The sequence below is a fragment of the Streptomyces sp. NPDC002851 genome (genome assembly GCF_053591935.1).
In genome coordinates, this window is the sequence record NZ_JBSFUT010000007.1 from 89,333 (window position 1) to 113,688 (window position 24,356).

The following is a 24,356-nucleotide window of genomic DNA, read 5'->3' on the forward strand; positions in this document are numbered from 1 at the left end:
CTCGTGAGGTTCGCGAGCGTGGCTGTGTTTGCTCCGGTAACGCCGGTTGCGCCGGTTGCGTCGGTTTCCAAGGGATGCGCACTGCGCGCCGGTTGGGTTTGCACGGTATGTGCCTTACCCATGAGCGCGTCGCCGGAGACGCGTGTGACCGGAGCGCGCTAGAGAGGATGCGCGCCGATGCCGCCCTCGATCGCCAGAATCCGGTGCAGCCGGGTGGCGACCAGGAGGCGCTGCATCTGCGGCGGTACGTTCCGGAGCACCAGGCGGCGGCCGCAGCGGCCGGCCTGGCGGTGCGCTCCCATGATCACGCCGAGCCCGGTGGCGTCGAGGGCGGCCAGCTCGGTCAGATCGAGCACGAGGTCGCCCGCTCCCTCGTCAAGCGCCGAGTGCAGGACAGTCCGGGCGTCCGCCGCGCTTCGTACGTCGAGGCGTCCCCCGACGGTCAGCTGGGCGTGGTCGCCCCTGATGTGCATATGCGCTCCCCGAGAGTGCTGCTGCGTCTTCATGCCCTGTCGTCACTGCTGTCTCAAGCCGACTCACGCTGGCTCAAGCCATCACCGTCTTCACTGCTCTCACTGAATTGACTCGCTTACGGACGCAGAAGTTGCCGTCCGTAGGCGAACCGATACCCAATTCACCCGTGAGAGGGACCGAAACGGCTCGGCGCCGCCGGAGGTCATCCGTCGGGCGCGGGCCCCGCACCGGTGGTCAACCGGTGGCCGACCGGCGGTCAGTAGCGGTAGAAGCCCTGCCCGCTCTTGCGGCCGATGTCACCGGCGTCGACCATCCGGCGCATACCCTCCGGCGGGGCGAACTTCTCGTCCTGGGACTCGGTGTAGATGTTTTCCGTCGCGTGCAGCAGGATGTCGACCCCGGTCAGGTCCGCCGTGGCGAGCGGGCCCATCGCGTGGCCGAAGCCCAGCTTGCAGGCGATGTCGATGTCCTCCGCCGTGGCGACGCCGGACTCGTGGAGCTTGGCCGCCTCGACGACGAGCGCCGAGATCAGCCGGGTGGTGACAAACCCGGCGACGTCGCGGTTGACGACGATGCAGGTCTTGCCGACGGACTCGGCGAACTCCCGTGCGGTGGCAAGGGCTTCGTCGCTGGTCTTGTAGCCGCGCACCAGCTCGCAGAGCTGCATCATCGGCACCGGCGAGAAGAAGTGGGTGCCGACGACCCGCTCGGGGCGCTCGGTGGCGGCCGCGATCTTGGTGATCGGGATGGCGGAGGTGTTGGAGGCGAGCACGGCGTCGTCGCGCACCAGCTTGTCGAGCGCCCGGAAGATCTCGTGCTTGACCTCGAGCTTCTCGAAGACGGCCTCGACCACGAGGTCCGCGTCGGCGGCCGCGTCCAGGTCAGTGGTCGCGGTGATCCGCCCAAGCGCGGCCTCGGCATCGGCGGCGTCCAGCTTGCCCTTGCTCACGAACTTCTCGTACGACGCCTTGATGCCGTCCGTGCCCCGGGTCAGGGCCTCATCCGTGACATCGCGCAGGACCACGTCCCAGCCCGCCTGGGCGGAGACCTGAGCGATTCCCGAGCCCATGAGTCCGGCCCCGACGACGGCAAGCTTCCTGGCCACTGTGCGATCCCCTTACACGCTTACGGTGTTGCACGCTGTTCACGTATATCTCTCCGGCGGACCTTAGTGCCCGTGAAGCCGTCACGGGGCACTTCGAGACACGGCTCACGTCTCACTTGACGGACATCACACGGCCGTACCCCTGCCAGGGCCCATCAGGCCGCCCGTACCGCGTAGTTGAGGACCTTTTCGCTCATTAGGTCCTCGATCTCGTCGAGCAGCGCGAGCACGTCGCGGGAAACGATCTCGGGTTTGCCGCCGTTGACCATCGCGCGCCCGATGACGCCCATCACGGTCTGGTGCGCCCAGCTGAGCTGACCGGCGATGAGGGTCGGCATCGGGTCGTCCTCAGCGGCCCCGGTCTCGGCGCGCAGGGTGGCCTCCAGGTCCTCGATGATCAGCTGCTGCATGGCGAAGAGCCGGGACATCAGCGTCGGGGCCCCGTGGATCACCTTCATGAACTTCTCGTAGCCCTCCATCAGCCCCACCCGGGGCGAGACTGACTCGACCTCGGAACGCAGCTCACGCAGAACGGCCTCGGCGGCGGACTCCCCCTCGCGCCGCCCCCGTACCCAGCGCGACATCCGGTCGACAACGCCCTCCATCCGGTCGAGATAGAGGTCCTCCTTGGTGGAGAAGTAGTTGTAGACCGTGTTCACGGACACATCGGCGGCGTCCGCGACCTCCGCGATGGTGACCGCGTCGAAGCTGCGCTCCAGGAAGAGCCCCGTGGCCACATCCGAGATGCGCTGCTTGGTCTGGCGCTTCTTCCGCTCTCTGAGCCCCTCTGCCATGCCCTCATCGTAGGCGTCGCTGACCTCACTGAAAACTTGGTGTCATCGCAAAATTTCAGTGGCTCTGTTTTTCTTGAGGCATGGCAATCATCAGCACCGCCGGCCTCGCCAGGACGTTCACGACCAAGCGGGGCCCGGTCGAGGCCGTGCGCTCCATCGACCTGACCGTCGCGCCCGGCGAGATCCTCGGCTTCCTCGGCCCGAACGGCGCCGGCAAGACGACCACCCTGCGGATGCTCACCACGCTGCTCCCACCCACCGGCGGAGCCGCCACGATCGCGGGCTGCGACCTGGCCCGCGACCCGGCCGGCGTCCGCGCGAAGACCGGATACGTCGCCCAGTCCGGCGGCGTCGACCCGAACATCTCGGTACGCGAGGAACTGGTCACCCAGGGCCGCCTCTACCGCCTGACCAAGACTCAAGCTGCCGCGCGCACCAAGGAGTTGGCCCGCGATCTGGGCCTGACCGAACTGCTCGACCGCACGTGCGGGGCGCTCTCCGGCGGCCAGCGTCGCCGCCTCGACATCGCGATGGGCCTCACCCACCGCCCCGAGGTGCTCCTCCTCGACGAGCCCACGACCGGACTCGACCCGGGCAGCCGCGCCGACCTGTGGAACCTGATCCGCCGACTGCGCGACGAGCACGGCACGACGGTGTTCCTCACCACGCACTACCTCGACGAGGCCGACGCACTCGCCGACCGCGTGGTGATCGTCGACCACGGCACGGTCGTCGCCGAGGGCACCCCCGCCGAGCTCAAGCTGCGCCACACCGGCACCGCGAACGCCACGCTGCAGGACGTCTTTCTGTCGGTCACCGGGCGCGGACCGGCACCCAAGGACCAGCCCCCCGTCGCCGTCTAAGGAACCCCATGTTTCTGCACGACACCGCCATCATTTTCGGCCGGTACGTCCGGCAGACCCTCCGCTCCCGGCTCCAGATGCTCTTCGGCGTGGTGATGCCACTGCTGTATCTGTTCTTCTTCGGGCCACTCCTGACCGAGCTGCCGCTCAATGCGACCGGAAGCTCCTGGCAGGTCCTCGTGCCCGGCCTGCTGCTCCAACTCGGCCTGTTCGGCGCCTCGTTCTGCGGCTTCTCGATCATCATGGAGAAGAATTACGGCGTCGTCGACCGGATGCGCGTCACCCCCGTCAGCCGGCTCGCGCTGCTCCTCGGCCGCGTCCTGCGGGACGCGCTGCTCTTCGCCTTCCAGGCGGTGCTGCTGGTGCTCGCCGCCGTCGTGATGGGGCTGCGCGCGCCGCTCGCCGGGGTGCTCATCGGCTTCGCGTTCGTGGGCGCGCTCTCGGTCTCGCTCGCCTCACTGTCGTACGCCCTGGCCCTGACCGTGCAGACGCCGCAGGAGTTCGGCCCGGTCATCAACTCCGTGGCCATGCCCGCGATGCTGCTCTCCGGCCTGATGCTGCCGATGGCGCTCGCGCCCGGCTGGCTCGACGTGCTCTCGCGCTTCGTGCCCGTGCGCTATCTCGTGGACGCGGTACGGGCCGCGTACGTCGGCGACTACGCCGGTCCGCAGATGCTGTACGGCACGCTCGTGGCGCTCGCCCTGTGCGCGGTGTCCGTGACGGTCGGCACACGGCTGTTCCGGCGGGCCGGCGCGTGAGGGTCCGGGAGGTCGGCCGGGGCGGCCCGGAGCGGACATCGCACCGCCGACCTGAGTAACCTCGGCGGCATGGTCATTCTGTCGCGCATCTACACCCGTACCGGGGACAAGGGCACCACCGCACTCGGCGACATGAGCCGCGCCCCCAAGACCGATCTGCGGATCGCCGCGTACGCCGACGCCAACGAGGCCAATGCGGTGCTCGGCACGGCGATCGCGCTCGGCCAGCTGCCGGAGGAGGTCGTCAAGGTCCTCACCCGGGTCCAGAACGACCTCTTCGACGTCGGCGCCGACCTCTCCACGCCGGTGGTCAAGAACGCTGAAGACTCGGCATACCCGCCGCTGCGGGTCGAGCAGTCCTACGTCGACAAGCTCGAGGCGGACTGCGACCACTTCAACGAGCAGTTGGAGAAGCTCCGTTCGTTCATCCTGCCCGGCGGCACGCCCGGCGCGGCCCTGCTGCACCAGGCCTGCACGGTCGTACGCCGCGCCGAGCGCTCCACGTGGGCGGCGCTAGAGGTGCACGGCGAGACGATGAACCCGCTGACGGCGACGTATCTGAACCGCCTCTCCGACCTCTTGTTCATCCTGGCCCGCACGGCCAACAAGGAGGTCGGGGACGTGCTCTGGGTTCCCGGCGGCGAACGCTAGCGCAGGAGGCGGCTGAGCGGCCGCCGCTCCCCCGTGGCGGCGGCCTCGCTCGCGGGCGGCTTGCTCGGGAACACCGTGTACCCCAGCGCGATCAGACCGTGGATCCCGAGCAGCTTCAGCGTCTGCCCCTGCCAGCCGACCAGGGACTCGGTACGGGACGCGTCCCCGACGTACCAGATGGCCAACTGCAACAGCCCGAGCGCGAGCGCCGCCCCGCCAAGGGACCGCAGCCACACCCGCCACTCGTACTTCGCCCGGTCGAAGCCGTACCGCTTCAGCGGCCTCGGCCCGCCCGCGAAACGGTGCGCGAAGAGCTCGTCCAGCCACTTCACGGTGGCGTGCCCGTGCGCGGCCGTATAGCCGATGTAGAGCGCGGCGAGGCCGTGCTTCCAGTCCGGCGACGCCCCGTTCCTCAGGTCGATCACCGTGACCACCAGGAGCACGACCTCCAGAAGCGGCTCGCAGAGCAGCACGGCGGCGCCCGCCCGTGGCTTCTTGGCCAGATAGCGCAGGCTGAGCCCGAGGGCCAGGAACACCCAGAAGGCGACCTCACAGGCGATGATCAGCGCGACGATCACGGGACTTCTCCTCTTCGGGTCCGCTACCGGCCTTCCGGTCCTCTCCCGGCCTCTCCGGTCCCCTTCAGCGTCCCGTGCCGTGGCGCCGCTTTCGTCGTCGGCAGTGACGAAGTGCGGGTCCATCGAAAGTTGCAGCGTGATCTACCGCTACGGGGGAGGTCGAGCCGCCCCGCACCGTGTTGGATTGAAGGCGTGAGACTCCCCCGACCGCACCGCCACGACGTGCTGATCGCCGTCGCCGGTCTGCTCGGCGGCCTGATCCTGTACGCGATCGGCGTGCACACGACGCCGTCCCGTCTACTCCCCGACCGGGCGGTGCTCGTGCCGCTCGTCGTGATGGCCGCGCTTGAGCTGCTGCGGCGCACCCGGCCGCAGTTCGCCCTGGTCATGGCGGTGCTCACGCTCACCGCCGATCAGTTCACCAGCGGCAGCCTGGCCACGATCGTGATGTTCACGGACATCATCTACGCCGCCGTGGTGTACGGAACCCCGCGCTCCGCCCGGCGGATCCCGGTGACCGCCGCCCTGATCACGGTGGTCGGCACGATCGGCTTCCTGGTCTGGTTCCGCAAGCCGGAGGCGATCGTCTTCGGCATCCTGATCGGTCTGGTCGGCTACGCCCCGGCCGCCACCGGCGCGATCGTACGCAACCACCGCGACGCCGCCGAGACGGCCCGCCTCCGTGCCGAACAGACCGCGCTGCTCGCCGAGATGGACCGGGTGCAGGCGGTCACCGCGGAGCGCTCCCGGATGGCCCGCGAACTGCACGACATGGTCGCCAACCACCTCTCCGCGATCGCCATCCACTCCACCGCGGCGCTCTCCCTGGACGACGCGAAGACCACCCGCGACGCCCTCACCGTCATCCGCGAGAACAGCGTCGACGGCCTGGCCGAAATGCGCCGCCTCATCGGCCTGCTCCGGGACGCCGACATCGACAACGACATCTCGGCGCCCACCGCCGCCCCCACCCTCGACGGCCTCGGCACCCTGCTCGACCAGGCCCGCGCCAACGGCCTGGACGTCACGCTCGACGACGCCCGACCCGACCACGCCGGGGACCTTCCGGCGCCGGTCGACCTTGCCGCGTACCGCATCGTCCAGGAGTCCCTCACCAACGCCCTCAAACACGCCGCTCCCGGCCCGGTCCGGGTCGCCCTGCACCAAGATCCCGACACCCTCGACGTGACGGTGAGCAGTCCGTACGGCGAACTCACCGGACCTCGCGCACCGGGCTCGGGCGCCGGGCTCGTCGGCATGCGGGAGCGCGCCACGCTGCTCGGCGGCAACTTCGCGGCGGGCCCGCACACCACCGAGAACGGCCCGTGCTGGCGGGTGCACGCCGAGCTGCCGATCGTCCGAGGAGGAACCGAGCAATGATCCGCGTCCTGGTGACCGAGGACCAGTCCGCCGTCCGCGCGGGCCTCGTCCTGATCCTGCGCAGCGCCCCGGACATCGAGGTCGTGGGCGAGGCGGCGGACGGCGAGGCGGCCGTCGCCCTGGCCCGCGAGCTCCGCCCCGACCTGGTGCTCATGGACGTACAGATGCCCCGCCTGGACGGCGTCTCGGCCACCCGCCAGATCACCGAGGCACGCCTCGCGGACGTGCTCGTCCTGACCACCTTCGACCTCGACGCGTACGTCTTCGGGGCGCTGCGCGCGGGCGCCGCGGGCTTCCTCCTGAAGAACACCGAGGCGGGCGACCTGCTGACAGCGGTCCGCACGGTGGCCCGCGGCGAGGGCCTGATCTCCCCCGCGGTCACCCGTCGCCTGATCGCCGAGTTCGCTGCGGGGCCGTCACGACGGGAGCCCGCGCCCGACCCGACGGTCCTGGACGTACTGACCCGACGCGAACGCGAGGTGCTCTCCTGCCTGGGCGAGGGCCTGTCGAACGCGCAGATCGCGGTACGCCTGGAAATGGCGGAGGCAACGGTGAAGACCCATGTCAGCCGCGTGCTGGGGAAGCTGGACCTACGGAGCCGGGTCCAGGCGGCGGTGCTTGCGCAACAGATAAGCCCGTCCGGCGATTGAGGACGAGCGCGTTCAGCGCGACAGAGGGGGTCTGGGGGCGAAGCCCCCAGGTGACGGTGCCCAGGTGACGGTGCCCAGGACGACAGCACGCAACGGACGACGCAAGGCCCCGCAAAAAAACTAAGCGACGTTCACCCGTTGTCCGGGCGGCGCCGCCTCAAGCCAAGCCAAGAACCCCGTAAGGGCGTCCTCGCTCATCGCCAGTTCGATCCGCGTGCCATGGATCCGACAGCCGAGCACGATCGCGTCGGAGAGCAGGGCGAGCTCCTCCTCGCCCTCGGGGGCGCGGCGGTCGAGTACCTCGATCGTGGAGCGCTCCAGGACGCGGCGGGGCCTGATCGCGTACGAGAACACCCGGAACCACTCCACGCGGTCCCCGTTGTAGCGGGCCACGCCATAGCTCCAGCCCTTGCCGGAGGAGTCACCGGCCTCGGGAGCGTTCCAGCGCACGCTGCAGTCGAAGGTGCCGCCGGAGCGCTGGATCAGCCGCCTGCGCAGACCGAAGGCGAACAGACCGAACAGCACCAGCACGACCACCAGCGCGGTGACCAGCAAAGCGGGGATCATCTACCGCCGACCTCCTCGCCTCGTCCAGTCACGCTCAACCGACCTTGACCTGCCTTGATCTGCACCACTACCGCAGCCGCGGCCCGGTGCCGAACCCTTGGTCCATGCACCGTGCCGCGGCTGAGTCATACGACCGTTCTCGGCGTCGCGCTTACTCAGTGCGTCGCCACCGCGCGAAGTCGCACGTCGGCGCGGCGCTCGGCGGCCGCGTCGGCCTCCGACTTGGCCCGCTCAAGGGCCCGCTCCGCGCGCTTGACGTCGATCTCGTCCGCCAGCTCCACAACCTCCGCGAGCAGCGAAAGCTTGTTGTCGGCGAACGAGATGAAGCCGCCGTGCACCGCGGCGACGATCGTGCCGGCACCGTCCTTCGACGAGGTCGTACGAATCGTCACAGGGCCCGACTCCAGCACACCGAGCAGCGGCTGGTGACCGGGCATGATGCCGATGTCGCCGGACGCGGTGCGCGCCACGACCAGGGTGGCCTCGCCGGACCAGACCTGGCGGTCGGCGGCGACCAGCTCGACGTGCAGCTCAGCAGCCAAGGGTGGCTCCTCGGGTCACCACCCGGCGGTACTGCCGGGTGTTGGGACAAATTCTAGTAGGCGTACGACGGGGGGCGAGACGCAGCCCACCCCCCGTCATGAGTCGCGGACTCACACGAGTCTTCGGACTCAGGAGACGCCCAGCTCCTTGGCGTTCTTCTTGAGGTCCTCAAGACCACCGCACATGAAGAACGCCTGCTCCGGGAAGTGGTCGTACTCGCCGTCGCAGATCGCGTTGAACGCGGCGATCGACTCGTCGAGCGGCACGTCCGAACCGTCCACGCCGGTGAACTGCTTGGCGACGTGGGTGTTCTGGGACAGGAAGCGCTCCACGCGACGGGCGCGCTGCACGACCAGCTTGTCCTCTTCGCTCAGCTCGTCGATACCGAGAATCGCGATGATGTCCTGGAGGTCCTTGTACTTCTGCAGGATGTTCTTGACGCGCATGGCGCAGTCGTAGTGGTCCTGCGCGATGTACCGCGGGTCCAGGATGCGGGACGTGGAGTCCAGCGGGTCCACGGCCGGGTAGATGCCCTTCTCCGAGATCGGACGGGAGAGCACCGTCGTCGCGTCGAGGTGGGCGAAGGTGGTGGCCGGGGCCGGGTCGGTGAGGTCGTCGGCGGGCACGTAAATGGCCTGCATGGACGTAATCGAGTGACCACGGGTCGAGGTGATGCGCTCCTGGAGGAGGCCCATCTCGTCGGCCAGGTTCGGCTGGTAACCCACGGCCGAGGGCATACGGCCCAGAAGGGTCGAGACCTCGGAACCGGCCTGCGTGAAGCGGAAGATGTTGTCGATGAAGAACAGCACGTCCTGCTTCTGCACATCGCGGAAGTACTCCGCCATGGTCAGACCGGCCAGGGCCACGCGCAGACGGGTGCCCGGCGGCTCGTCCATCTGACCGAAGACCAGAGCGGTCTTGTCGATGACGCCGGACTCGGACATCTCCTCGATCAGGTCGTTGCCCTCACGGGTGCGCTCACCGACACCGGCGAACACGGAGACACCGTCGTGGTTGTTGGCGACGCGGTAGATCATCTCCTGGATGAGCACCGTCTTGCCGACACCGGCACCGCCGAACAGACCGATCTTTCCACCCTTGACGTACGGGGTGAGAAGGTCGATGACCTTGACGCCGGTCTCGAACATCTCGGTCTTCGACTCGAGCTCGTCGAAGTTCGGGGCCTTGCGGTGGATGGACCAGCGCTCGCCGTCGTACGTCTCGTCGACGTTCAGCACCTCACCGAGGGTGTTGAACACCTTGCCCTTGGTGAAGTCGCCGACCGGGACGCTGATGCCCGTGCCGGTGTCGGTCACCGGGGCCTGGCGGACCAGACCGTCGGTGGGCTGCATGGAGATCGCGCGGACCAGGCCGTCACCGAGGTGCTGGGCGACCTCGAGCGTCAGGGTCTTCTTGGCGCCCTCCAGGGCCGGGTCGGCGATCTCGACGTGCAGCGCGTTGTAAATCTCCGGCATCGCGTCGACGGGGAACTCCACGTCGACGACCGGGCCGATGACCCGGGCGACGCGGCCCGTAGCCGTGGCCGTCTCAACTGTGGTCGTCATTACTTGTCACTCCCCGCGGTCGCGTCGGCCAGGGCTGCGGAGCCACCGACGATCTCGCTGATTTCCTGGGTGATTTCGGCCTGGCGGGCCGCGTTGGCAAGTCGGGAGAGGTTGTTGATCAGCTCTCCCGCGTTGTCGGTCGCCGACTTCATCGCGCGGCGGGTGGCCGCGTGCTTGGAGGCGGCGGACTGAAGCAGCGCGTTGTAGATACGGCTCTCGACGTACCGCGGAAGCAGGGCGTCGAGGACGTCCTGACCCGAGGGCTCGAAGTCGTACAGCGGGCGGACCTCGTCCTTGGTGCCCGCCTCTTCGGCGACCTCGTCGAGGCTGAGCGGCAGCAGCCGGGCCTCGACCGCGTTCTGCGTCATCATCGAGATGAACTCGGTGTAGACGATGTGGAGTTCGTCCACGCCGCCCTCGGCCGTGTCCTGCTCGATGGCCTCGATCAGCGGGCCCGCGACCGCCTTGGCGTCCGCGTAGCTAGGCTGGTCCGTGAAGCCCGTCCACTCGCCCGTGATCTTGCGCTCACGGAAGTTGTAGTGCGCGATGCCTCGGCGGCCGACGATGTACACGTCGACCTCCTTGCCATCGGCCTCCAGCTTCGTGGTGAGCTGCTCCGCCGCCTTGATGGCGTTGGCGTTGAAGGCACCGGCCAGACCGCGGTCGCTCGTGAGGAGCAGGACCGCGGCGCGGGTCGGGTTCTCCACCTCGGTGGTCAGCGGGTGCTTGTCGTTCGCACCCGTGGCCACCGCGGTGACCGCGCGGGTGAGCTCGGTCGCGTACGGCGTGGAGGCCGCCACCTTGCGCTGTGCCTTGACGACACGCGAGGCGGCGATCATCTCCATCGCCTTCGTGATCTTCTTCGTCGCGGTGACGGACCGGATGCGACGCTTGTAGACCCGGAGCTGGGCTCCCATGAGTCAGGTCCCTTCCGTCGTCACTTGGAGACGTCGACGGCAGCCGGAGCGTCCTCGCCGATCAGCTTGCCGTCCGAGGTCTCGAACTGCTTCTTGAACTCCGCGATGGCGTCGGCGACGGCGACGAGGGTGTCGTCCGACATCTTGCCGCCCTCCTTGATGGAGGTCATCAGACCCTGCTCCTTGCGGTGCAGGTAGTCGAGGAGCTCCTTCTCGAAGCGGCGGATGTCGCCGACCGGTACGTCGTCCATCTTGCCGGTGGTGCCGGCCCACACGGAGACGACCTGGTCCTCGGTGGCCATCGGCTGGTACTGGGCCTGCTTGAGCAGCTCGACCATCCGCTGACCGCGCTCCAGCTGAGCCTTCGACGCGGCGTCCAGGTCGGAACCGAAGGCGGCGAACGCCTCCAGCTCACGGAACTGGGCGAGGTCCACACGGAGGCGGCCGGAGACCTGCTTCATCGCCTTGTGCTGCGCGGAACCACCGACTCGGGAGACGGAGATACCGACGTTCAGCGCGGGGCGCTGACCGGCGTTGAAGAGGTCCGACTCCAGGAAGCACTGGCCGTCGGTGATGGAGATGACGTTGGTCGGAATGAACGCCGACACGTCGTTCGCCTTGGTCTCGACGATCGGCAGACCGGTCATCGAGCCCTTGCCCATGTCGTCCGAGAGCTTGGCGCAGCGCTCGAGCAGCCGGGAGTGCAGGTAGAACACGTCGCCCGGGTAGGCCTCACGGCCCGGCGGACGGCGGAGCAGCAGGGACACGGCGCGGTAGGCGTCGGCCTGCTTGGAGAGGTCGTCGAAGATGATGAGGACGTGCTTGCCCTCGTACATCCAGTGCTGGCCGATGGCCGAACCGGTGTAGGGCGCCAGGTACTTGAAGCCCGCCGGGTCGGACGCCGGAGCGGCGACGATGGTCGTGTACTCCAGGGCGCCGGCCTCTTCGAGGGCACCGCGCACCGAGGCGATGGTGGAACCCTTCTGACCGATGGCGACGTAGATGCAGCGGACCTGCTTGTTCACGTCACCGGAGCGCCAGTTGTCGCGCTGGTTGATGATCGTGTCGACGGCCAGGGCGGTCTTACCGGTCTGGCGGTCACCGATGACCAGCTGGCGCTGGCCACGGCCGATCGGGGTCATCGCGTCGACGGCCTTGTAGCCGGTCTCCATCGGCTCGTGCACCGACTTGCGCTGCATGACCGTGGGGGCCTGCAGCTCGAGGGCGCGGCGGCCGGTGGTCTCGATCTCGCCGAGGCCGTCGATCGGGGTGCCGAGCGGGTCGACCACACGGCCGAGGTAGCCCTCGCCGACGCCGACCGACAGGACCTCGCCCGTGCGCTGCACCGGCTGGCCCTCCTCGATGCCGCTGAACTCACCGAGGACGATGGAACCGATCTCGCGCTCTTCGAGGTTCAGAGCGAGACCGAGGGTGCCGTCCTCGAACTTCAGCAGTTCGTTGGCCATGGCCGAGGGCAGGCCCTCGACCTTCGCGATGCCATCGCCGGCCAGGGTGACCGTTCCGACCTCCTCGCGCGAGGCCGCGTCCGGCTTGTACGCCTGGACAAAGTTCTCCAGCGCGTCCCGGATCTCCTCCGGCCGGATCGTGAGCTCCGCCATCTGGGTTCCCTGCTCTCCTTGTTGGGCCCGAAGTTTCTTTGGGGGATCTGGGGGGTCCCCCCAGAAACCTCTGCATCATCTGCACGGCCCAACTCGGGCCGTTGGTCTAGCTAGTTGAGTTGGTCTTGCGGCGTTCCGGTCAGCCAGGCTGCCCGGGCAGCCCGGGGTGCCGTCAGCTCGCCATCCGGCGGCTCGCGTCTTCGAGGCGGTCCGCGATCGAGCCGTTGATCACCTCGTCGCCGACCTGCACCCTGATCCCGCCGAGGACCTCGGGGTCCACATCGAGGTTGAGGTGCATCTGCCGGCCGTACAGCGTGGCCAGCGCACCGGCAAGGCGCTGCTTCTGCCCGTCGGACAGCGGCACCGCCGAGGTGACTACCGCGACCATGCGGTCCCGGCGGTCCGCGGCGAGCTTGGCGAGGGACTCGAGTCCCGCTTCCAGGCTACGTCCCCGCGGATGTGTCACCAGACGCCCGATCAGCCGCTCCGTGGCCGATTCGGCACGGCCGCCGAGCAGGCTGCGCAGCAGCTCGCCCTTGGCCGAAACCCCGGCGGCGCGGTTGGTGAGCGCGGCGCGCAGCTCGGTGCTCGAAGTGACGATCCGGCCGAACCGGAACAGCTCGTCCTCGACGTTGTCGAGCTTGCCCGCCTTCTGGGCTGCGGTGAGGTCGGCGAGGTTCGCCAGCTCCTCGAGCGTGTCCACCAGGTCACGCGAGCGCGACCAGCGGGCGCGGACCAGACCGGCGACCAGGTCGGCGGCCTCGCCGCCCACCTGGCTGCCGAGCAGCCGTCCCACGAGCTCCGCCTTGGCGTCGGCTCCCTGCGCCGGATCGGTCAGGATCCGACGCAGCGACACCTCGCGGTCGAGCAGCGCGGTGACCTCGGCCAGCTCGTCGGCGAGCGTCACCGCGTCCACCGACGTGCTGTCGGTCAGCGCGTCGAGCCGCTCCCGCGCGTCGGCCTTGGCCCCGCGGCTGGCTCCGTTCGCCGCCGTCATCGCGTCGCCTCGGCCTGCGCCTCGAGCTCGTCGAGGAAGCGGTCGATGGTGCGGCTCTGCCGGGCGTGGTCCTCGAGGGACTCGCCGACGAGCTTGCCGGCCAGGGTGGTGGCCAGCTGGCCGACGTCCTGACGCAGCGTCTGCGCGGCGGCCTTGCGGTCGGCCTCGATCTGCGCGTGGCCGGCAGCGATGATCTCCTCACGCTGCCGCTGGCCCTCGGCGCGCATCTCGGCGATGAGCTGAGCACCCTGCTCCTGCGCCTCCTGGCGCAGGCGGGCGGCCTCGTGCCGGGCCTCGGCGAGCTGAGCCTTGTACTGCTCGAGCACGCTCTGGGCCTCGGTCTGGGCGGCCTCGGCCTTCTCAATACCGCCTTCGATCGCCTCTCGGCGCTCTTCCAGAACCTTGTTGATGTTCGGGAGAAGCTTCTTCCAGAAGAAGAAGAAGACGATGGCGAAGGCGATGGTGCCGACGAGCAGCTCGGGGCCGGGCGGGACAAGCGGGTTCTGCTTCTCCTCGGCCGCCAGCTGAATCAAGCTGTCGATCACGTCAGTGCCTTTCGTCGAAAGTGTTCAGTAAGAGATGCTCACTGACCGAACACGAACGGCATAACAATGCCGATGAGGGCGAGCGCCTCACAGAAGGCGAAACCCAGGATCTGGTTGGCACGGATCAGGCCGGCGGCCTCGGGCTGGCGGGCCAGGGCCTGGGTGCCGTTACCGAAGACGATGCCGACGCCGATGCCGGGGCCGATGGCGGCGAGACCGTAGCCGATGGAGCCGAGCGAACCGGTGACAGCGGCGAGGTCGAGGGTCGCGGACATGCCGTTACTTCCTTCTCTTTTACCGAACCGGTGGGGGTTGGCCACCGGACGAATCTGGGGGGTTACGAGTGGGCGGGGTGGCTCAGTGGTGCTCGGCGACCGCGCCCTGGATGTACGTGCAGGTAAGCAGCACGAAGACGTAAGCCTGGACGGCCTGAATGAAGAGCTCGAAGATGATCAACCCGACGGTCATCACGAAGGAGACACCGGCGGCCGGGATCAGCCAGGAGTTCAGCAGGTACCAGGAGGCGACGGTGAACATCACCAGCATCAGGTGACCCGCGAACATGTTCGCGAAGAGTCGCACCGCGTGCGTAAAGGGCCGCACAAGCAGGTTCGAGAAGAACTCGATGAACGAGACGAGCCACTTGATCGGGCCGAGCGACGGGTCGTACCCCGTGACGTTCTTCCAGCCGCCGACGAAGCCGTGGCGCTTGAAGGTCAGCGGCACCCAGACCAGGTACACGATGGCGGCAAGCACGGCCGGGTAAGCGATCACCGAGGAGACCGGGAACTGAGCCAGCGGGATCACGGACCAGATGTTCATGATCCAGATGAAGAAGAAGAGCGAGACCACCAGGGGGACGAACTTCTCGCCCTCCTTCTTGCCGAGGGTCTCGTAGACGATTCCGCGGCGCACGAAGTCATATCCGGCCTCGGCGGCGAGCTGGAGCTTGCCGGGCACGACCTTCGCCTTGCCAAAGGCAAGAGTGAAGAAGGTGACCACGACGCCGGTCGCGATCAGAGCAAGGAGCATCACCTTGTTGAACTCGAACCCGCCGATGGTGGCAATCGGCTTGAAGAGGAACGAGTGCAGGCCCGGAGCCGGGAAGCCGCAGCCGTTGTCGGACATGATCCGACAGCTCCAGTCAAAGGCGAGCTCGGTCTGTTCAGCACTCACCGCGGGCTCCTTCGGCGTGACGCATAGGTACGGCAACCTCGTTGTCTCGGCGCGGCGCGCAGCCGCGGGTCGGCACCGGACTGGTGTTTCGGATGTGGGGGCGGCGATCAGGCTCTGAGCCTCGCGATGGAACAGGCGTCAGCTCGGATGCCCGCGCCCGCTGTGCCGCAGTTGGCACCGGACGATAGCAGGATCCCCGACGGCTCTTTATCCCGGCCCTACCTCTCACGACGAGGACCCCGACTTCTCGTTCTGCCGCGCATCCGAAGTGCCCGGATCGACGTAGAAAATCTTGGCCTTCTTGTGAGCGACGGCCATCGCGGCGACCCAGGTGATGGTCGCTGCCACGATCGCCGCGGCGAAGGTCCTGGGATTGAAGAGCGTCGTGTCCTTGAAGACGGCGACAAAGACGAAGAGGACGAGCAATTGCGTCGTGTAGAGCATCAGGCCCATTGCCTGGAACAGATACGGCCATTGCTTGGCCGTGTACTGCAGGCCGAGAATCCCTGCCCCCATGAACACCATGACCACCAGCGTGCCGACGACAGCACCGACCGCTCCCTGACCGCCCGCGACCACGGCGCTGACGACGGCGGCGACAGCGCCAACCGCGGCCGTGGGTACGGCGATGGGGAGGAGAGTCCGGGCGTCGAGAGACGGCATGGCGGCAGCTCCGGTTCTTGCTTCAAGGACGAGTTGTCGTCATGGACGAGCGTAAGCCCGGGCGCAGATCGCTCCTGGTGCCAACGGACCGTCGCACTACGGTCCTTCGGCCCTATCCCGGGATCTCGTGAACGGTATCACAAACTATTTGATGAGGTCTTTACCTGCTGGGTGTGCGTGCCGTCACACATGAGAGGTAACCCGCGCGTCTGTGCGCCCGTGCGCGAGACTTGTCTGGTATTGGGCGGATTTCGCGGCGGCTCGAGGGGCGTTAATCGGTCAATGCGGCGGGAACGAGCCGTCCTAGGCCCTCACTGCCATTGACGCGCCTCGGGACGCCCCGGCGTCTAGACGCCCGAGCGGTCGGCCGAGGCACGCGCCCGCTCCGCGAGCCGCGACCTGGCGCCGATGGCCGTGGCCCCGTTCGCCCTCGGCTTGGCGGGCCGGTCCACCACGGGCCTCGCGGCGACCGGGGCGGCAGGCTCCGGCTCGAGCTCGGGCTGCCGCGCCCGCCGGTACCGAGGCGGTACGAACCGCTCCGCCCAGTACGGCGCATGCGGCGTGAACCGCGGGAGCAGCAGCAGGACCAGGCCCACGAAGCTCAGCATCACCAGGCCCAGGACGATCCACATCGACGCCGAGTGCACCGAGTACGCGAGCGTGCCGAAGGCGGCGAGCCCGGACCAGAAGTACATGATCAGCACGGCGCGGCTGTGCGAGTGCCCGATCTCCAGGAGCCGGTGGTGCAGGTGCCCCCGGTCGGCGGCGAACGGCGACTGACCGCGCCAGGTCCGCCGTACCACCGCGAGCACCAGGTCCGCGGCCGGCACCGCGATGATCGTCAGAGGCAGAAGGAGCGGGATGTACACGGGCACCGTCTGGTGCACGGCCGAGCGCTCCGAACCGGCGAAGAGATTCATCGCGTCCGGGTCCACCTGACCCGTGATGGAGATCGCACCCGCGGCGAGCACCAGGCCGATCAGCATCGAGCCGGAGTCGCCCATGAAGATCCGCGCCGGGTGCATGTTGTGCGGCAGGAAGCCCAGGCACATGCCCATGAGGATGGCCGCGAAGAGCGTCGCGGGAGCCGCCGACTCGATGCCGTACGAGTACCAGATGCGGTACGCGTACAGGAAGAACGCCGCCGTCGCGATGCACACCATGCCCGCGGCCAAGCCGTCCAGGCCATCCACGAAGTTCACCGCGTTGATGGTGATCAGGACGAGCGCGACGGTCAGGAGCGTGCCCTGCCACTGGGTCAGCGAGACCGAGCCGACGCCGGGCACCGGCAGCCACAGGATCGTCAGACCCTGCATCACCATCACGCCCGCGGCGATCATCTGGCCGCCGAGCTTCACCAGGGCGTCGATCTCGAACTTGTCGTCCAGGACGCCGATCAGCCAGATCAGGGCGGCCCCGGAGAGCAACGCCCGAGGCTCGTTCGAGTTCTCGAACACCTCGTTGAGGTTGTCGAGGTGGTCGGCGACGAGCAGGCCCGCGCACAGGCCGAAGAACATGGCGATACCGCCGAGCCGCGGCGTCGGTTCCCGGTGCACGTCCCGCGCGCGGATCTCCGGCATCGCCCCGGCGACGATGGCGAACTTCCGCACCGGCCCGGTCAGCAGATAGGTGACCGCGGCCGTGACGCAGAGCGTCAACAGGTATTCACGCACGGGCTTCCCCACAGGTATCGCTGGCCATCTCAGCCCCACACCCTAGCCGCGTACGCATACCGGTTGAGACGTCCGGGTAGCGTCGACGGTTCCACACCGGCCGATCACCCCCGGTACGCCGCCCCTCGACGGCCCGTATCCGCCCGCCGCTCAGCCGCTCAGGCGCCCGCATACGGCGGAAAGTGCCGCGCCAGATTCCGAACCTCGTCGCGCACCCCGGCTGTGGACTCGCTGGTCCCCTCGTCCCGCAGGGCGAGCGCGAACAGCTCGGCGATGCGGGACATGTCCGCCGGGCTCATCCCCTGCGTGGTCACCGCCGCGGTCCCCAGGCGCAGGCCGCGCGCGTTTCCGTACGGCAGCGCGCAGGTGTCCAGGACCAGGCCCGCCGCGGCGAGGCGGCCGCGGGCCGTGGGGGCGTCCAGGCCGAGCGGTGCCGGGTCGGCGGTGATCAGGTGGGTGTCCGTGCCGCCGGTGGTGATCGTGAGGCCCTCGTCGGCCAGGCACTCGGCGAGCGTCCGCGCGTTGGCGACGACCTGATGGGCGTACGCGGTGAAGGCGGGCGTCGCCGCCTCGCCGAAGGCGACGGCCTTGGCGGCGATCGTGTGCATCTGCGCGCCGCCCTGGGTGAAAGGAAACACCGCGCGGTCGATACGGTCCGCGAGCCCGGCCCCGCAGAGGATCAGGCCGCCCCGGGGGCCGCGAAGGACCTTGTGCGTGGTGGCGCACACCACGTCCGCGTACGGCACCGGATTGGGCGCCGCTCCCCCGGCGACCAGGCCGAGCGGGTGCGCCGCGTCGGCGATCAGGCAGGCGCCCACCTCGTCGGCGATCTCACGGAAGGCGGCGTAGTCGAGGTGGCGCGGATAGGAGATCGAGCCGCACACGATCGCCTTGGGCCGGTGGGCGCGGGCCAGGGTGCGGACCTGGTCGTAGTCGACGAGGCCGCTCTCCGCGTCGACGCCGTAAGGGATGAACTCGAACCAGCGGCCGGAGAAGTTGGCGGGCGAGCCGTGCGTGAGATGCCCGCCGTGCGCCAGCCCCATCGCGAGCACCGTGTCGCCGGGTCGCAGCAGCGCGGCGTACGCGGCGAGCACCGCGGCGGACCCCGAGTGCGGCTGCACATTGGCGTGTTCGGCGCCGAAGAGGGCCTTGGCGCGGTCGACGGCGAGCCGCTCGGCGACGTCGACGAGCTCACAGCCACCGTGGTGGCGGGCGCCCGGATAGCCCTCCGCGTACTTGTTGGCCAGCGGCGAACCGAGGGCCGCGAGCACGGTGGGTGAGGTGAAGTTCTCGGCGGCGATCAGCTGGAGCCCGTCCGCTTGCCGGGCCGCCTCACCGAGCAGCACATCGGCCAGTTCCGGATCCTGGCGGCGCAGGGCGTCCACGCCTCCGCTGGGGTACGAGACGGCGGGGGTGGTGGGAGCGGGGCTGACCGGCATATGGGGCTCCGACCTCGAAGGAGGGCTGCGGCACCTCCAAATGTAGGCCGGATCCGTGCCTTCGGCTCGCGCACGGACGGGCTCTCTCGTGCTCCCTCGTGCTCTCTGGTGCTCTCTAGTGGTGCGCGGGCAATCCGGTCAGTGCCGTCACCACCGGCTCCAACGCCTCATTGATCTCATCGCCGATCGACCGGAACAGCGGCAGCGGCGCCCCGTACGGGTCGTACACCTCGTCCGCGTCCGCGTCCGGCGCGAGCAGCCAGCCGCGCAGTGCCGCCGCGGCCCGCACCAGAGCGCGGGCGCGCTCCACCACGCCGTCGTGCAGCGGGTCGGGCAAGGTGGCCGGATCTATGGCCCGTACGAGCCGGGTGAACTCCTTCAGGGTGAAGGTCCGCAGGCCCGCGCTGTGTCCCATGGAGATCACCTGGGCCCGGTGGTCCCGGGTCGCGGTGAGCACCAGGTCGGCGCGGATGACGTGCTCGTCGAGGAGCTCTCGGCCGACGAACCCGGAGGAGTCCGCGCCGAAGTCGGCGAGCACGGTGGCGGCGTTGGCCTCCATGGCGGCGCCCTCATGGCCCCAGGTGCCCGCGCTCTCCACGATCAGGCCGTTGGAGCGCGCGTCACCCAGGCGGTGCGCCAGGGCATGACGGTTCAGCCGCTCGGTGATGGGCGAGCGGCAGACATTGCCGGTGCTGACGTGGAGGATGCGGAAGCTTCCCGTAAGGCCGGGTCGGCCCGCTATGCCACGCCCCTCGGGGCCGGTCAATTGGCCACCTCGAGGCCGGGTACGACCTTGCGCAACTCGTCCGCGTCCAGGGCGCCCTCACGCAGCAGCACCGGGACCTTGCCGGTGACGTCCACGATCGACGACGGGACGATGCCCGGGGTCGGCCCGCCGTCCAGGTAGACGGAGACCGAGTCGCCGAGCATCTCCTGCGCGGCGTCGCAGTCCTCCGGGGCCGGGTGCCCGGTGAGGTTCGCGGAGGACACCGCCATCGGGCCGACGTCGGTGAGCAGTTCGATGGCGACCGGGTGCAGCGGCATCCGGATCGCGACGGTGCCACGGGTGTCGCCCAGGTCCCACTGCAGCGACGGCTGGTGCTTGGCGACCAGCGTGAGCGCGCCCGGCCAGAACGCGTCGACCAGCTCCCAGGCCAGCTCGGAGAAGTCGGTGACCAGTCCGTGCAGCGTGTTCGGGGAGCCGATCAGGACGGGCGTGGGCATATTGCGGCCCCGGCCCTTGGCGGCCAGGAGGTCGGTGACGGCCTCGCTGCTGAAGGCGTCGGCCCCGATCCCGTACACGGTGTCGGTGGGCAGCACGACCAGTTCGCCGCGGCGGACGGCGGACGCGGCCTCACGCAGACCGGTCGCGCGGTCGGTCGCGTCGTTCGTGTCGTATCGCCGTGCCATCTAGCGAGCCTCCTCGTACGCGTACACAGTCATGATGTTTCCGGTGGTGCCGGTCCGCGGGGTCACGGCAGCGCCTTGCGGGCGGTGGCGAACCGCGGCCGGTTGTTGAGGTCGGGGTGGTCGGCAGCGTCCGCCCAGCCCAGTTCCTCGGTGAAGATCCACGGCACTTGGCCGCCCTGGGTGTCGGCGTGCTCGATGACCACGATGCCGCCGGGGCGGAGCAGCCGGTGGGCGGTGCGCTCCAGGCCCCGGATGGTGTCGAGGCCGTCCTCGCCGGAGAAGAGCGCGAGGTCGGGGTCGTGGTCGCGGGCCTCCGGGGCGACGTACTCCCACTCGGTCAGCGGGATGTACGGCGGATTGGAGATGACCAGGTCGACCTGGCCGTCCAGGTCGGGGAGCGCGGTCAGCGCGTCCCCCTGGTGGAGAACGACGCGCGCCCCGCCGGGGTTGTTGGCGACGTTCTTACGGGTCCACACCAGGGCGTCCTCGGACAGCTCCACGGCATGCACCCGCGACCGCGGCACCTCCTGCGCGAGGGCCAGGGCGATCGCCCCGGAGCCGGTGCACAGGTCGACGATGAGCGGCTCGACCACATCCATCGCACGCACGGCGTCTATGGCCCAGCCGACCACCGACTCGGTCTCCGGCCGGGGCACGAACACCCCTGGCCCGACCTGGAGTTCCAGGTAGCGGAAGAAGGCGCGCCCGGTGATGTGCTGCAACGGCTCGCGGGCCTCGCGCCGGGAGACGGCCTCCCAGTAGCGGGCATCGAAGTCCGCGTCCTTGACGTTGTGCAGCTCTCCGCGCTTGACGCCGTGCACGAAGGCGGCGAGCTCCTCCGCGTCGAACCGCGGTGAGGGCACGCCGGCGTCGGCCAACCGCTGGGTGGCCTGGGCCACCTCGGCGAGCAGTAGGTTCACGCCCGTCCTCCGTAGTCGCTGACCGGCTGGGTGTCGCCGACCGCCGTGGTTACTTGCTGCCTTGCTGCCTGGTGAGGCCCTGCGGCCTCAGCTGCCGTCCGCGGCCGCGAGCTTCGCCGCCGCGTCCGCGTCGACGCACGCCTGGATCACCGCGTCCAGTTCGCCGTCGAGTACCTGGTCCAAGTTGTACGCCTTGAAGCCCACCCGGTGGTCGGAGATGCGGTTCTCCGGGAAGTTGTACGTGCGGATCTTCTCGGAGCGGTCGACGGTACGGACCTGGCTGCGGCGGGCGTCCGCGGCCTTGCTCTCGGCCTCCTCCTGCGCCGCGGCGAGCAGCCTGGAGCGCAGGATACGCATCGCCTGCTCCTTGTTCTGGAGCTGACTCTTCTCGTTCTGGCAGGAAGCCACAACTCCGGTCGGAATGTGCGTGATCCGGACCGCGGAGTCGGTGGTGTTGACCGACTGGCCGCCCGGACCGGAGGACCGGTAGACGTCGATCCGCAGATCGTTCGGGTTGATCTCGACGTCGATCTCCTCGGCCTCGGGCGTGACGAGCACCCCGGCCGCCGAGGTGTGGATGCGGCCCTGCGACTCGGTGGCGGGCACCCGCTGCACCCGGTGCACCCCGCCCTCGTACTTCAGCCGCGCCCATACGCCCTGCCCGGGCTCCGGGCTCTGGCCGCCCTTGGTCTTGACCGCGACCTGAACATCCTTGTAGCCGCCGAGTTCGGACTCGGTGGCGTCGATGATCTCGGTCTTCCAGCCCACGCGCTCCGCGTACCGCAGATACATCCGAAGGAGGTCTCCGGCGAACAGGGCGGATTCGTCGCCGCCCGCGCCCGCCTTGATCTCCAGGAGCACGTCCTTGTCGTCGCTGGGGTCGCGGGGCATCAGCTGGAGCCGCAGCTCCTCGGTGAGCTCCTCGCGCCGCTCCTCGAGCTCCTTCACCTCGGCCGCGAACTCCGGGTCGTCGGCGGCCAGTTCGCGGGCGGCCTCGATGTCCCCGGCCGTCTGCTTCCAGAAGCGGTACGTGGCGATGATCGGGGTCAGCTCGGCGTAACGCTTGTTGAGCTTGCGGGCGTTCGCCTGGTCCGCGTGCACCGACGGGTCGGCGAGCTGCTTCTCGAGCGTCGCGTGCTCGACGATGAGTTCCTCGACCGCCTCGAACATCTACGGCTCCTGGGTCTGTCCCCCCGGCTCCTGGCGGAGGCACGGGGCGTACGAAAGGGGGTGTGAGCGACCAAAAACGCCGGTCCTGGTCGCTCCACGGGGAAGCGACCGGGACCGGCGCAGAGCTCGCTACTTCTTGGCGGAGCCAGCAGCCTTGCCGAAGCGGGCCTCGAAGCGGGCCACACGGCCACCGGTGTCGAGGATCTTCTGCTTGCCCGTGTAGAACGGGTGGCACTCGGAGCAGACCTCGGCACGGACGGTGCCGGACGAGATGGTGCTACGAGTGGTGAACGACGCGCCGCAGGTGCAGCTGACCTGGGTCTCGACGTACTCGGGGTGAATGTCGCGCTTCAAGGTGTCTCCTAGTTTCGGGAGGGCGCCGGGTCGCAGGAGCGGGTTGCTCGTGCGTGAACCGGGGCCGACGTACCAGTCTGCCAGGACCGGCCGTATACCCCAAAACGGGGGTCGCTGCCGCTGTATTCCCCGTGCCCGGTGAGACGTGACGTGCCCTCGACCCGGACGCCGCATATCGCCCTTCGGGCTCGTCCTCAAACGCCGGACGGGCTCTATTTCAGTCGCTCTTCACGACCGCCCCGGCCTCGCCCTTGTCGCCTGCCGAGCGCTTCGTGGCCTCCGCGGGAATGGGCTTGTCGGCGTGGAGGGCCTTCCAGACGAGGCGGGTGTCCTTGTCGATCGGCTCGACGCGGTTCGGGTCGTTCGGGTCGGGCGCCACCGGGAGCGTGATCATCTTCATGTCCTTCGCGTCGATGCCCTTGAGGCCGTTCGCGAAGCCCACCAGGTCCTTGATCTCGTCGAGCTCGGAGTCGGTGGTGACGGCCTTGGTCGCGGCGTCCGCGAGGTCGTAGAGCTTCTTCGGGTTGGTGAAGACGCCGACGTCCTTGACCTGCTTGATCAGCGCCTTGATGAAGGCCTGTTGCAGCTGTATTCGGCCGAGGTCGCCGCCGTCGCCGACGGCATGGCGGGTGCGTACGAGGCCGAGGGACTGCTCGCCGTTGAGGGTGTGGGTGCCGGCCGGCAGCTTGAGGTGGCTGTCCGGGTCGTCGATCGCCTTGCCGGTGGTGACCTCGACGCCGCCCAGCTCGTCTATGAGGTCCTTGAAGCCGGTGAAGTCCACCTCGAGGTAGTGGTCCATGCGGATGCCGGACATCTTCTCGACGGTCTTCACGGCGCAGGCGGGCCCGCCGACCGAGTAGGACTCGTTGAACATCTTCCGCGGGCCGCCGGGATCGGTGCCATTGCCGTCGGTCCGCTGACACTCGGGCCGGGTGACCAGAGTGTCCCTGGGTATGGAGACCACGCTGGCCTTCTTGTTGCCCTCGTAGACGTGCACGACCATCGCGGTGTCGGAGCGTGCCGACTCCTCGTCGGCGCCCCCGTACTTCGCGTTGTCACCGGCCCGGGAGTCGGAGCCGAGCACGAGGATGTCCATCGAGCCGTTGTCGACGTCGTCGGGGCGGTCGGTGCCGAGCGCCGCGTTGATGTCGACGCCGCGGAGGTTGCCGTCGAGCTTGAAGTAGACATAGCCGAGGCCGGCCCCGCCGAGCACCACCACGGATGCCGCCGCCCACGCGGTGACGGTGAGGGCCTTGCGGCGGGTGCTGCGCGGCTTGCGCCGACGGCCGGTGCCGCCGCGTCGCCGCCGCGGTCGGCTCGTCAGGGGATCGTCACTCTCGGGCATGCGCTCCTCAGCTCGTCGGGATCGTCTTGAGCTCGCCTGACATCGTCATTTGTCAGACGTCGACAGCCGCAAAAGGGTTGCACGGGACATTAAGAACTCCGTAAAAGCGAACCCCTACAGACCCGGTCCTGTGGGAAACCTCTCGCCGCACCCACGAAGACGAAAAGAGCCCCGCCCCCGTCACACACGGTGACGGGGGC

General features: G+C 68.9%; 27 protein-coding genes. 5 read left to right on the plus strand and 22 right to left on the minus strand.

What is annotated here, in order from left to right:
• Positions 1-158: 158 nt before the first annotated feature.
• From ACWD10_RS10090 to ACWD10_RS10100, 3 genes are all read right to left on the minus strand, one after another.
• Complete coding sequence (locus tag ACWD10_RS10090; protein ID WP_451088970.1) at positions 159-473, minus strand: STAS domain-containing protein; 315 nt, start codon at positions 471-473, stop codon at positions 159-161.
• Positions 474-730: 257 nt separating this feature from the next.
• Positions 731-1,579, minus strand: coding sequence for a 3-hydroxyacyl-CoA dehydrogenase family protein (locus tag ACWD10_RS10095; protein ID WP_451088972.1), 849 nt, complete (start codon positions 1,577-1,579; stop codon positions 731-733).
• A 155-nt stretch (positions 1,580-1,734) separates the two neighbouring features.
• Positions 1,735-2,373, minus strand: coding sequence for a TetR/AcrR family transcriptional regulator (locus ACWD10_RS10100; protein ID WP_451088974.1), 639 nt, complete (start codon positions 2,371-2,373; stop codon positions 1,735-1,737).
• An 80-nt stretch (positions 2,374-2,453) separates the two neighbouring features.
• On the opposite strand from ACWD10_RS10100, the gene ACWD10_RS10105 reads away from it, so the two are divergent.
• The 3 genes from ACWD10_RS10105 (at position 2,454) to ACWD10_RS10115 (ending at position 4,645) form a co-directional block, all read left to right on the plus strand.
• Entirely contained in the window at positions 2,454-3,236 is a 783-nt protein-coding gene (locus tag ACWD10_RS10105) for an ABC transporter ATP-binding protein (RefSeq protein WP_451088976.1), read from the plus strand.
• 8 nt (positions 3,237-3,244) lie between these two features.
• Positions 3,245-3,994, plus strand: a complete 750-nt coding sequence (locus tag ACWD10_RS10110) for an ABC transporter permease (protein ID WP_451088978.1) — start codon at positions 3,245-3,247, stop codon at positions 3,992-3,994.
• A 69-nt stretch (positions 3,995-4,063) separates the two neighbouring features.
• Positions 4,064-4,645 (plus strand): cob(I)yrinic acid a,c-diamide adenosyltransferase, encoded by a 582-nt coding sequence (locus ACWD10_RS10115; RefSeq protein ID WP_451088980.1) that lies wholly within the window; start codon positions 4,064-4,066, stop codon positions 4,643-4,645.
• Here the strand turns inward: ACWD10_RS10115 and ACWD10_RS10120 are convergent.
• A complete protein-coding gene (locus ACWD10_RS10120) occupies positions 4,642-5,223 on the minus strand; it encodes a hypothetical protein (RefSeq protein WP_451088982.1) in 582 nt (193 codons plus the stop codon). The two genes, ACWD10_RS10115 and ACWD10_RS10120, sit on opposite strands and share 4 nt — an antisense overlap.
• A gap of 192 nt (positions 5,224-5,415) precedes the next feature.
• Here ACWD10_RS10120 and ACWD10_RS10125 point away from each other — a divergent pair, with 192 nt between their 5' ends.
• Positions 5,416-6,603: a sensor histidine kinase gene (locus ACWD10_RS10125; RefSeq protein WP_451088984.1), complete on the plus strand. Its 1,188-nt coding sequence runs from the start codon at positions 5,416-5,418 to the stop codon at positions 6,601-6,603.
• Positions 6,600-7,253 (plus strand): response regulator, encoded by a 654-nt coding sequence (locus ACWD10_RS10130; RefSeq protein ID WP_451088986.1) that lies wholly within the window; start codon positions 6,600-6,602, stop codon positions 7,251-7,253. Before ACWD10_RS10125 ends, ACWD10_RS10130 begins: the two co-directional genes overlap by 4 nt.
• 120 nt (positions 7,254-7,373) lie before the next feature.
• Here the strand turns inward: ACWD10_RS10130 and ACWD10_RS10135 are convergent, their stop codons facing one another.
• From ACWD10_RS10135 to ACWD10_RS10220, 18 genes are all read right to left on the minus strand, one after another.
• Positions 7,374-7,820 carry a DUF2550 domain-containing protein gene (locus tag ACWD10_RS10135; protein ID WP_451088988.1) on the minus strand — a complete coding sequence of 149 codons (447 nt, stop codon included), beginning with the start codon at positions 7,818-7,820 and terminating at the stop codon, positions 7,374-7,376.
• A 155-nt stretch (positions 7,821-7,975) separates the two neighbouring features.
• On the minus strand, positions 7,976-8,362 hold the full coding sequence (locus ACWD10_RS10140) for a F0F1 ATP synthase subunit epsilon (protein WP_451088990.1): 387 nt from the start codon (positions 8,360-8,362) through the stop codon (positions 7,976-7,978).
• 129 nt (positions 8,363-8,491) lie between these two features.
• Positions 8,492-9,928: a F0F1 ATP synthase subunit beta gene (atpD, locus tag ACWD10_RS10145; RefSeq protein ID WP_451088992.1), complete on the minus strand. Its 1,437-nt coding sequence runs from the start codon at positions 9,926-9,928 to the stop codon at positions 8,492-8,494.
• Entirely contained in the window at positions 9,928-10,845 is a 918-nt protein-coding gene (locus ACWD10_RS10150) for a F0F1 ATP synthase subunit gamma (protein WP_451088994.1), read from the minus strand. Before ACWD10_RS10150 ends, atpD begins: the two co-directional genes overlap by 1 nt.
• A 20-nt stretch (positions 10,846-10,865) precedes the next feature.
• Positions 10,866-12,464 carry a F0F1 ATP synthase subunit alpha gene (atpA, locus tag ACWD10_RS10155; protein ID WP_451088996.1) on the minus strand — a complete coding sequence of 533 codons (1,599 nt, stop codon included), beginning with the start codon at positions 12,462-12,464 and terminating at the stop codon, positions 10,866-10,868.
• Between the two features lie 172 nt (positions 12,465-12,636).
• Complete coding sequence (locus tag ACWD10_RS10160) at positions 12,637-13,461, minus strand: F0F1 ATP synthase subunit delta (protein ID WP_451088998.1); 825 nt, start codon at positions 13,459-13,461, stop codon at positions 12,637-12,639.
• Entirely contained in the window at positions 13,458-14,006 is a 549-nt protein-coding gene (locus ACWD10_RS10165) for a F0F1 ATP synthase subunit B (RefSeq protein WP_451089000.1), read from the minus strand. Before ACWD10_RS10165 ends, ACWD10_RS10160 begins: the two co-directional genes overlap by 4 nt.
• A gap of 38 nt (positions 14,007-14,044) precedes the next feature.
• Complete coding sequence (atpE, locus tag ACWD10_RS10170) at positions 14,045-14,281, minus strand: ATP synthase F0 subunit C (RefSeq protein ID WP_451089002.1); 237 nt, start codon at positions 14,279-14,281, stop codon at positions 14,045-14,047.
• 82 nt (positions 14,282-14,363) lie between these two features.
• The gene (gene atpB, locus ACWD10_RS10175; RefSeq protein ID WP_451089273.1) at positions 14,364-15,134 is read right to left on the minus strand and encodes a F0F1 ATP synthase subunit A; all 771 of its coding nucleotides are present in this window, start codon (positions 15,132-15,134) and stop codon (positions 14,364-14,366) included.
• A gap of 273 nt (positions 15,135-15,407) precedes the next feature.
• A complete protein-coding gene (locus tag ACWD10_RS10180) occupies positions 15,408-15,845 on the minus strand; it encodes a hypothetical protein (protein ID WP_451089004.1) in 438 nt (145 codons plus the stop codon).
• 347 nt (positions 15,846-16,192) lie between these two features.
• Positions 16,193-17,518, minus strand: a complete 1,326-nt coding sequence (locus ACWD10_RS10185) for an MraY family glycosyltransferase (RefSeq protein ID WP_451089006.1) — start codon at positions 17,516-17,518, stop codon at positions 16,193-16,195.
• Positions 17,519-17,676: 158 nt separating this feature from the next.
• Positions 17,677-18,957: a serine hydroxymethyltransferase gene (locus ACWD10_RS10190; RefSeq protein WP_451089008.1), complete on the minus strand. Its 1,281-nt coding sequence runs from the start codon at positions 18,955-18,957 to the stop codon at positions 17,677-17,679.
• A gap of 115 nt (positions 18,958-19,072) precedes the next feature.
• Positions 19,073-19,723: an arsenate reductase/protein-tyrosine-phosphatase family protein gene (locus ACWD10_RS10195; protein ID WP_451089010.1), complete on the minus strand. Its 651-nt coding sequence runs from the start codon at positions 19,721-19,723 to the stop codon at positions 19,073-19,075.
• The gene (locus tag ACWD10_RS10200) at positions 19,720-20,367 is read right to left on the minus strand and encodes an L-threonylcarbamoyladenylate synthase (RefSeq protein ID WP_451089012.1); all 648 of its coding nucleotides are present in this window, start codon (positions 20,365-20,367) and stop codon (positions 19,720-19,722) included. Before ACWD10_RS10200 ends, ACWD10_RS10195 begins: the two co-directional genes overlap by 4 nt.
• A 62-nt stretch (positions 20,368-20,429) precedes the next feature.
• Positions 20,430-21,287, minus strand: a complete 858-nt coding sequence (prmC, locus tag ACWD10_RS10205) for a peptide chain release factor N(5)-glutamine methyltransferase (RefSeq protein ID WP_451089014.1) — start codon at positions 21,285-21,287, stop codon at positions 20,430-20,432.
• 87 nt (positions 21,288-21,374) lie between these two features.
• Positions 21,375-22,457 (minus strand): peptide chain release factor 1, encoded by a 1,083-nt coding sequence (gene prfA, locus ACWD10_RS10210; RefSeq protein ID WP_451089016.1) that lies wholly within the window; start codon positions 22,455-22,457, stop codon positions 21,375-21,377.
• Positions 22,458-22,586: 129 nt separating this feature from the next.
• Positions 22,587-22,811, minus strand: coding sequence for a 50S ribosomal protein L31 (rpmE, locus tag ACWD10_RS10215; RefSeq protein ID WP_055696813.1), 225 nt, complete (start codon positions 22,809-22,811; stop codon positions 22,587-22,589).
• Between the two features lie 217 nt (positions 22,812-23,028).
• Positions 23,029-24,156, minus strand: coding sequence for an LCP family protein (locus tag ACWD10_RS10220; RefSeq protein WP_451089018.1), 1,128 nt, complete (start codon positions 24,154-24,156; stop codon positions 23,029-23,031).
• Positions 24,157-24,356: the final 200 nt, after the last annotated feature.

Bases quoted from the DNA above. Each gene is read 5' to 3' on its own strand.
- ACWD10_RS10090 (WP_451088970.1), bottom strand. From the start codon at position 473: ATGCACATCAGGGGCGACCACGCCCAGCTGACCGTCGGGGGACGCCTC.
- ACWD10_RS10100 (WP_451088974.1), bottom strand. From the start codon at position 2,373: ATGGCAGAGGGGCTCAGAGAGCGGAAGAAGCGCCAGACCAAGCAGCGC.
- ACWD10_RS10105 (WP_451088976.1), top strand. From the start codon at position 2,454: ATGGCAATCATCAGCACCGCCGGCCTCGCCAGGACGTTCACGACCAAG.
- ACWD10_RS10110 (WP_451088978.1), top strand. From the start codon at position 3,245: ATGTTTCTGCACGACACCGCCATCATTTTCGGCCGGTACGTCCGGCAG.
- ACWD10_RS10115 (WP_451088980.1), top strand. From the start codon at position 4,064: ATGGTCATTCTGTCGCGCATCTACACCCGTACCGGGGACAAGGGCACC.
- ACWD10_RS10130 (WP_451088986.1), top strand. From the start codon at position 6,600: ATGATCCGCGTCCTGGTGACCGAGGACCAGTCCGCCGTCCGCGCGGGC.
- ACWD10_RS10135 (WP_451088988.1), bottom strand. From the start codon at position 7,820: ATGATCCCCGCTTTGCTGGTCACCGCGCTGGTGGTCGTGCTGGTGCTG.
- atpD (WP_451088992.1), bottom strand. From the start codon at position 9,928: ATGACGACCACAGTTGAGACGGCCACGGCTACGGGCCGCGTCGCCCGG.
- ACWD10_RS10150 (WP_451088994.1), bottom strand. From the start codon at position 10,845: ATGGGAGCCCAGCTCCGGGTCTACAAGCGTCGCATCCGGTCCGTCACC.
- atpA (WP_451088996.1), bottom strand. From the start codon at position 12,464: ATGGCGGAGCTCACGATCCGGCCGGAGGAGATCCGGGACGCGCTGGAG.
- ACWD10_RS10160 (WP_451088998.1), bottom strand. From the start codon at position 13,461: ATGACGGCGGCGAACGGAGCCAGCCGCGGGGCCAAGGCCGACGCGCGG.
- atpE (WP_451089002.1), bottom strand. From the start codon at position 14,281: ATGTCCGCGACCCTCGACCTCGCCGCTGTCACCGGTTCGCTCGGCTCC.
- atpB (WP_451089273.1), bottom strand. From the start codon at position 15,134: ATGTCCGACAACGGCTGCGGCTTCCCGGCTCCGGGCCTGCACTCGTTC.
- ACWD10_RS10180 (WP_451089004.1), bottom strand. From the start codon at position 15,845: ATGCCGTCTCTCGACGCCCGGACTCTCCTCCCCATCGCCGTACCCACG.
- ACWD10_RS10190 (WP_451089008.1), bottom strand. From the start codon at position 18,957: ATGCCGGTCAGCCCCGCTCCCACCACCCCCGCCGTCTCGTACCCCAGC.
- ACWD10_RS10200 (WP_451089012.1), bottom strand. From the start codon at position 20,367: ATGGCACGGCGATACGACACGAACGACGCGACCGACCGCGCGACCGGT.
- prfA (WP_451089016.1), bottom strand. From the start codon at position 22,457: ATGTTCGAGGCGGTCGAGGAACTCATCGTCGAGCACGCGACGCTCGAG.
- ACWD10_RS10220 (WP_451089018.1), bottom strand. From the start codon at position 24,156: ATGCCCGAGAGTGACGATCCCCTGACGAGCCGACCGCGGCGGCGACGC.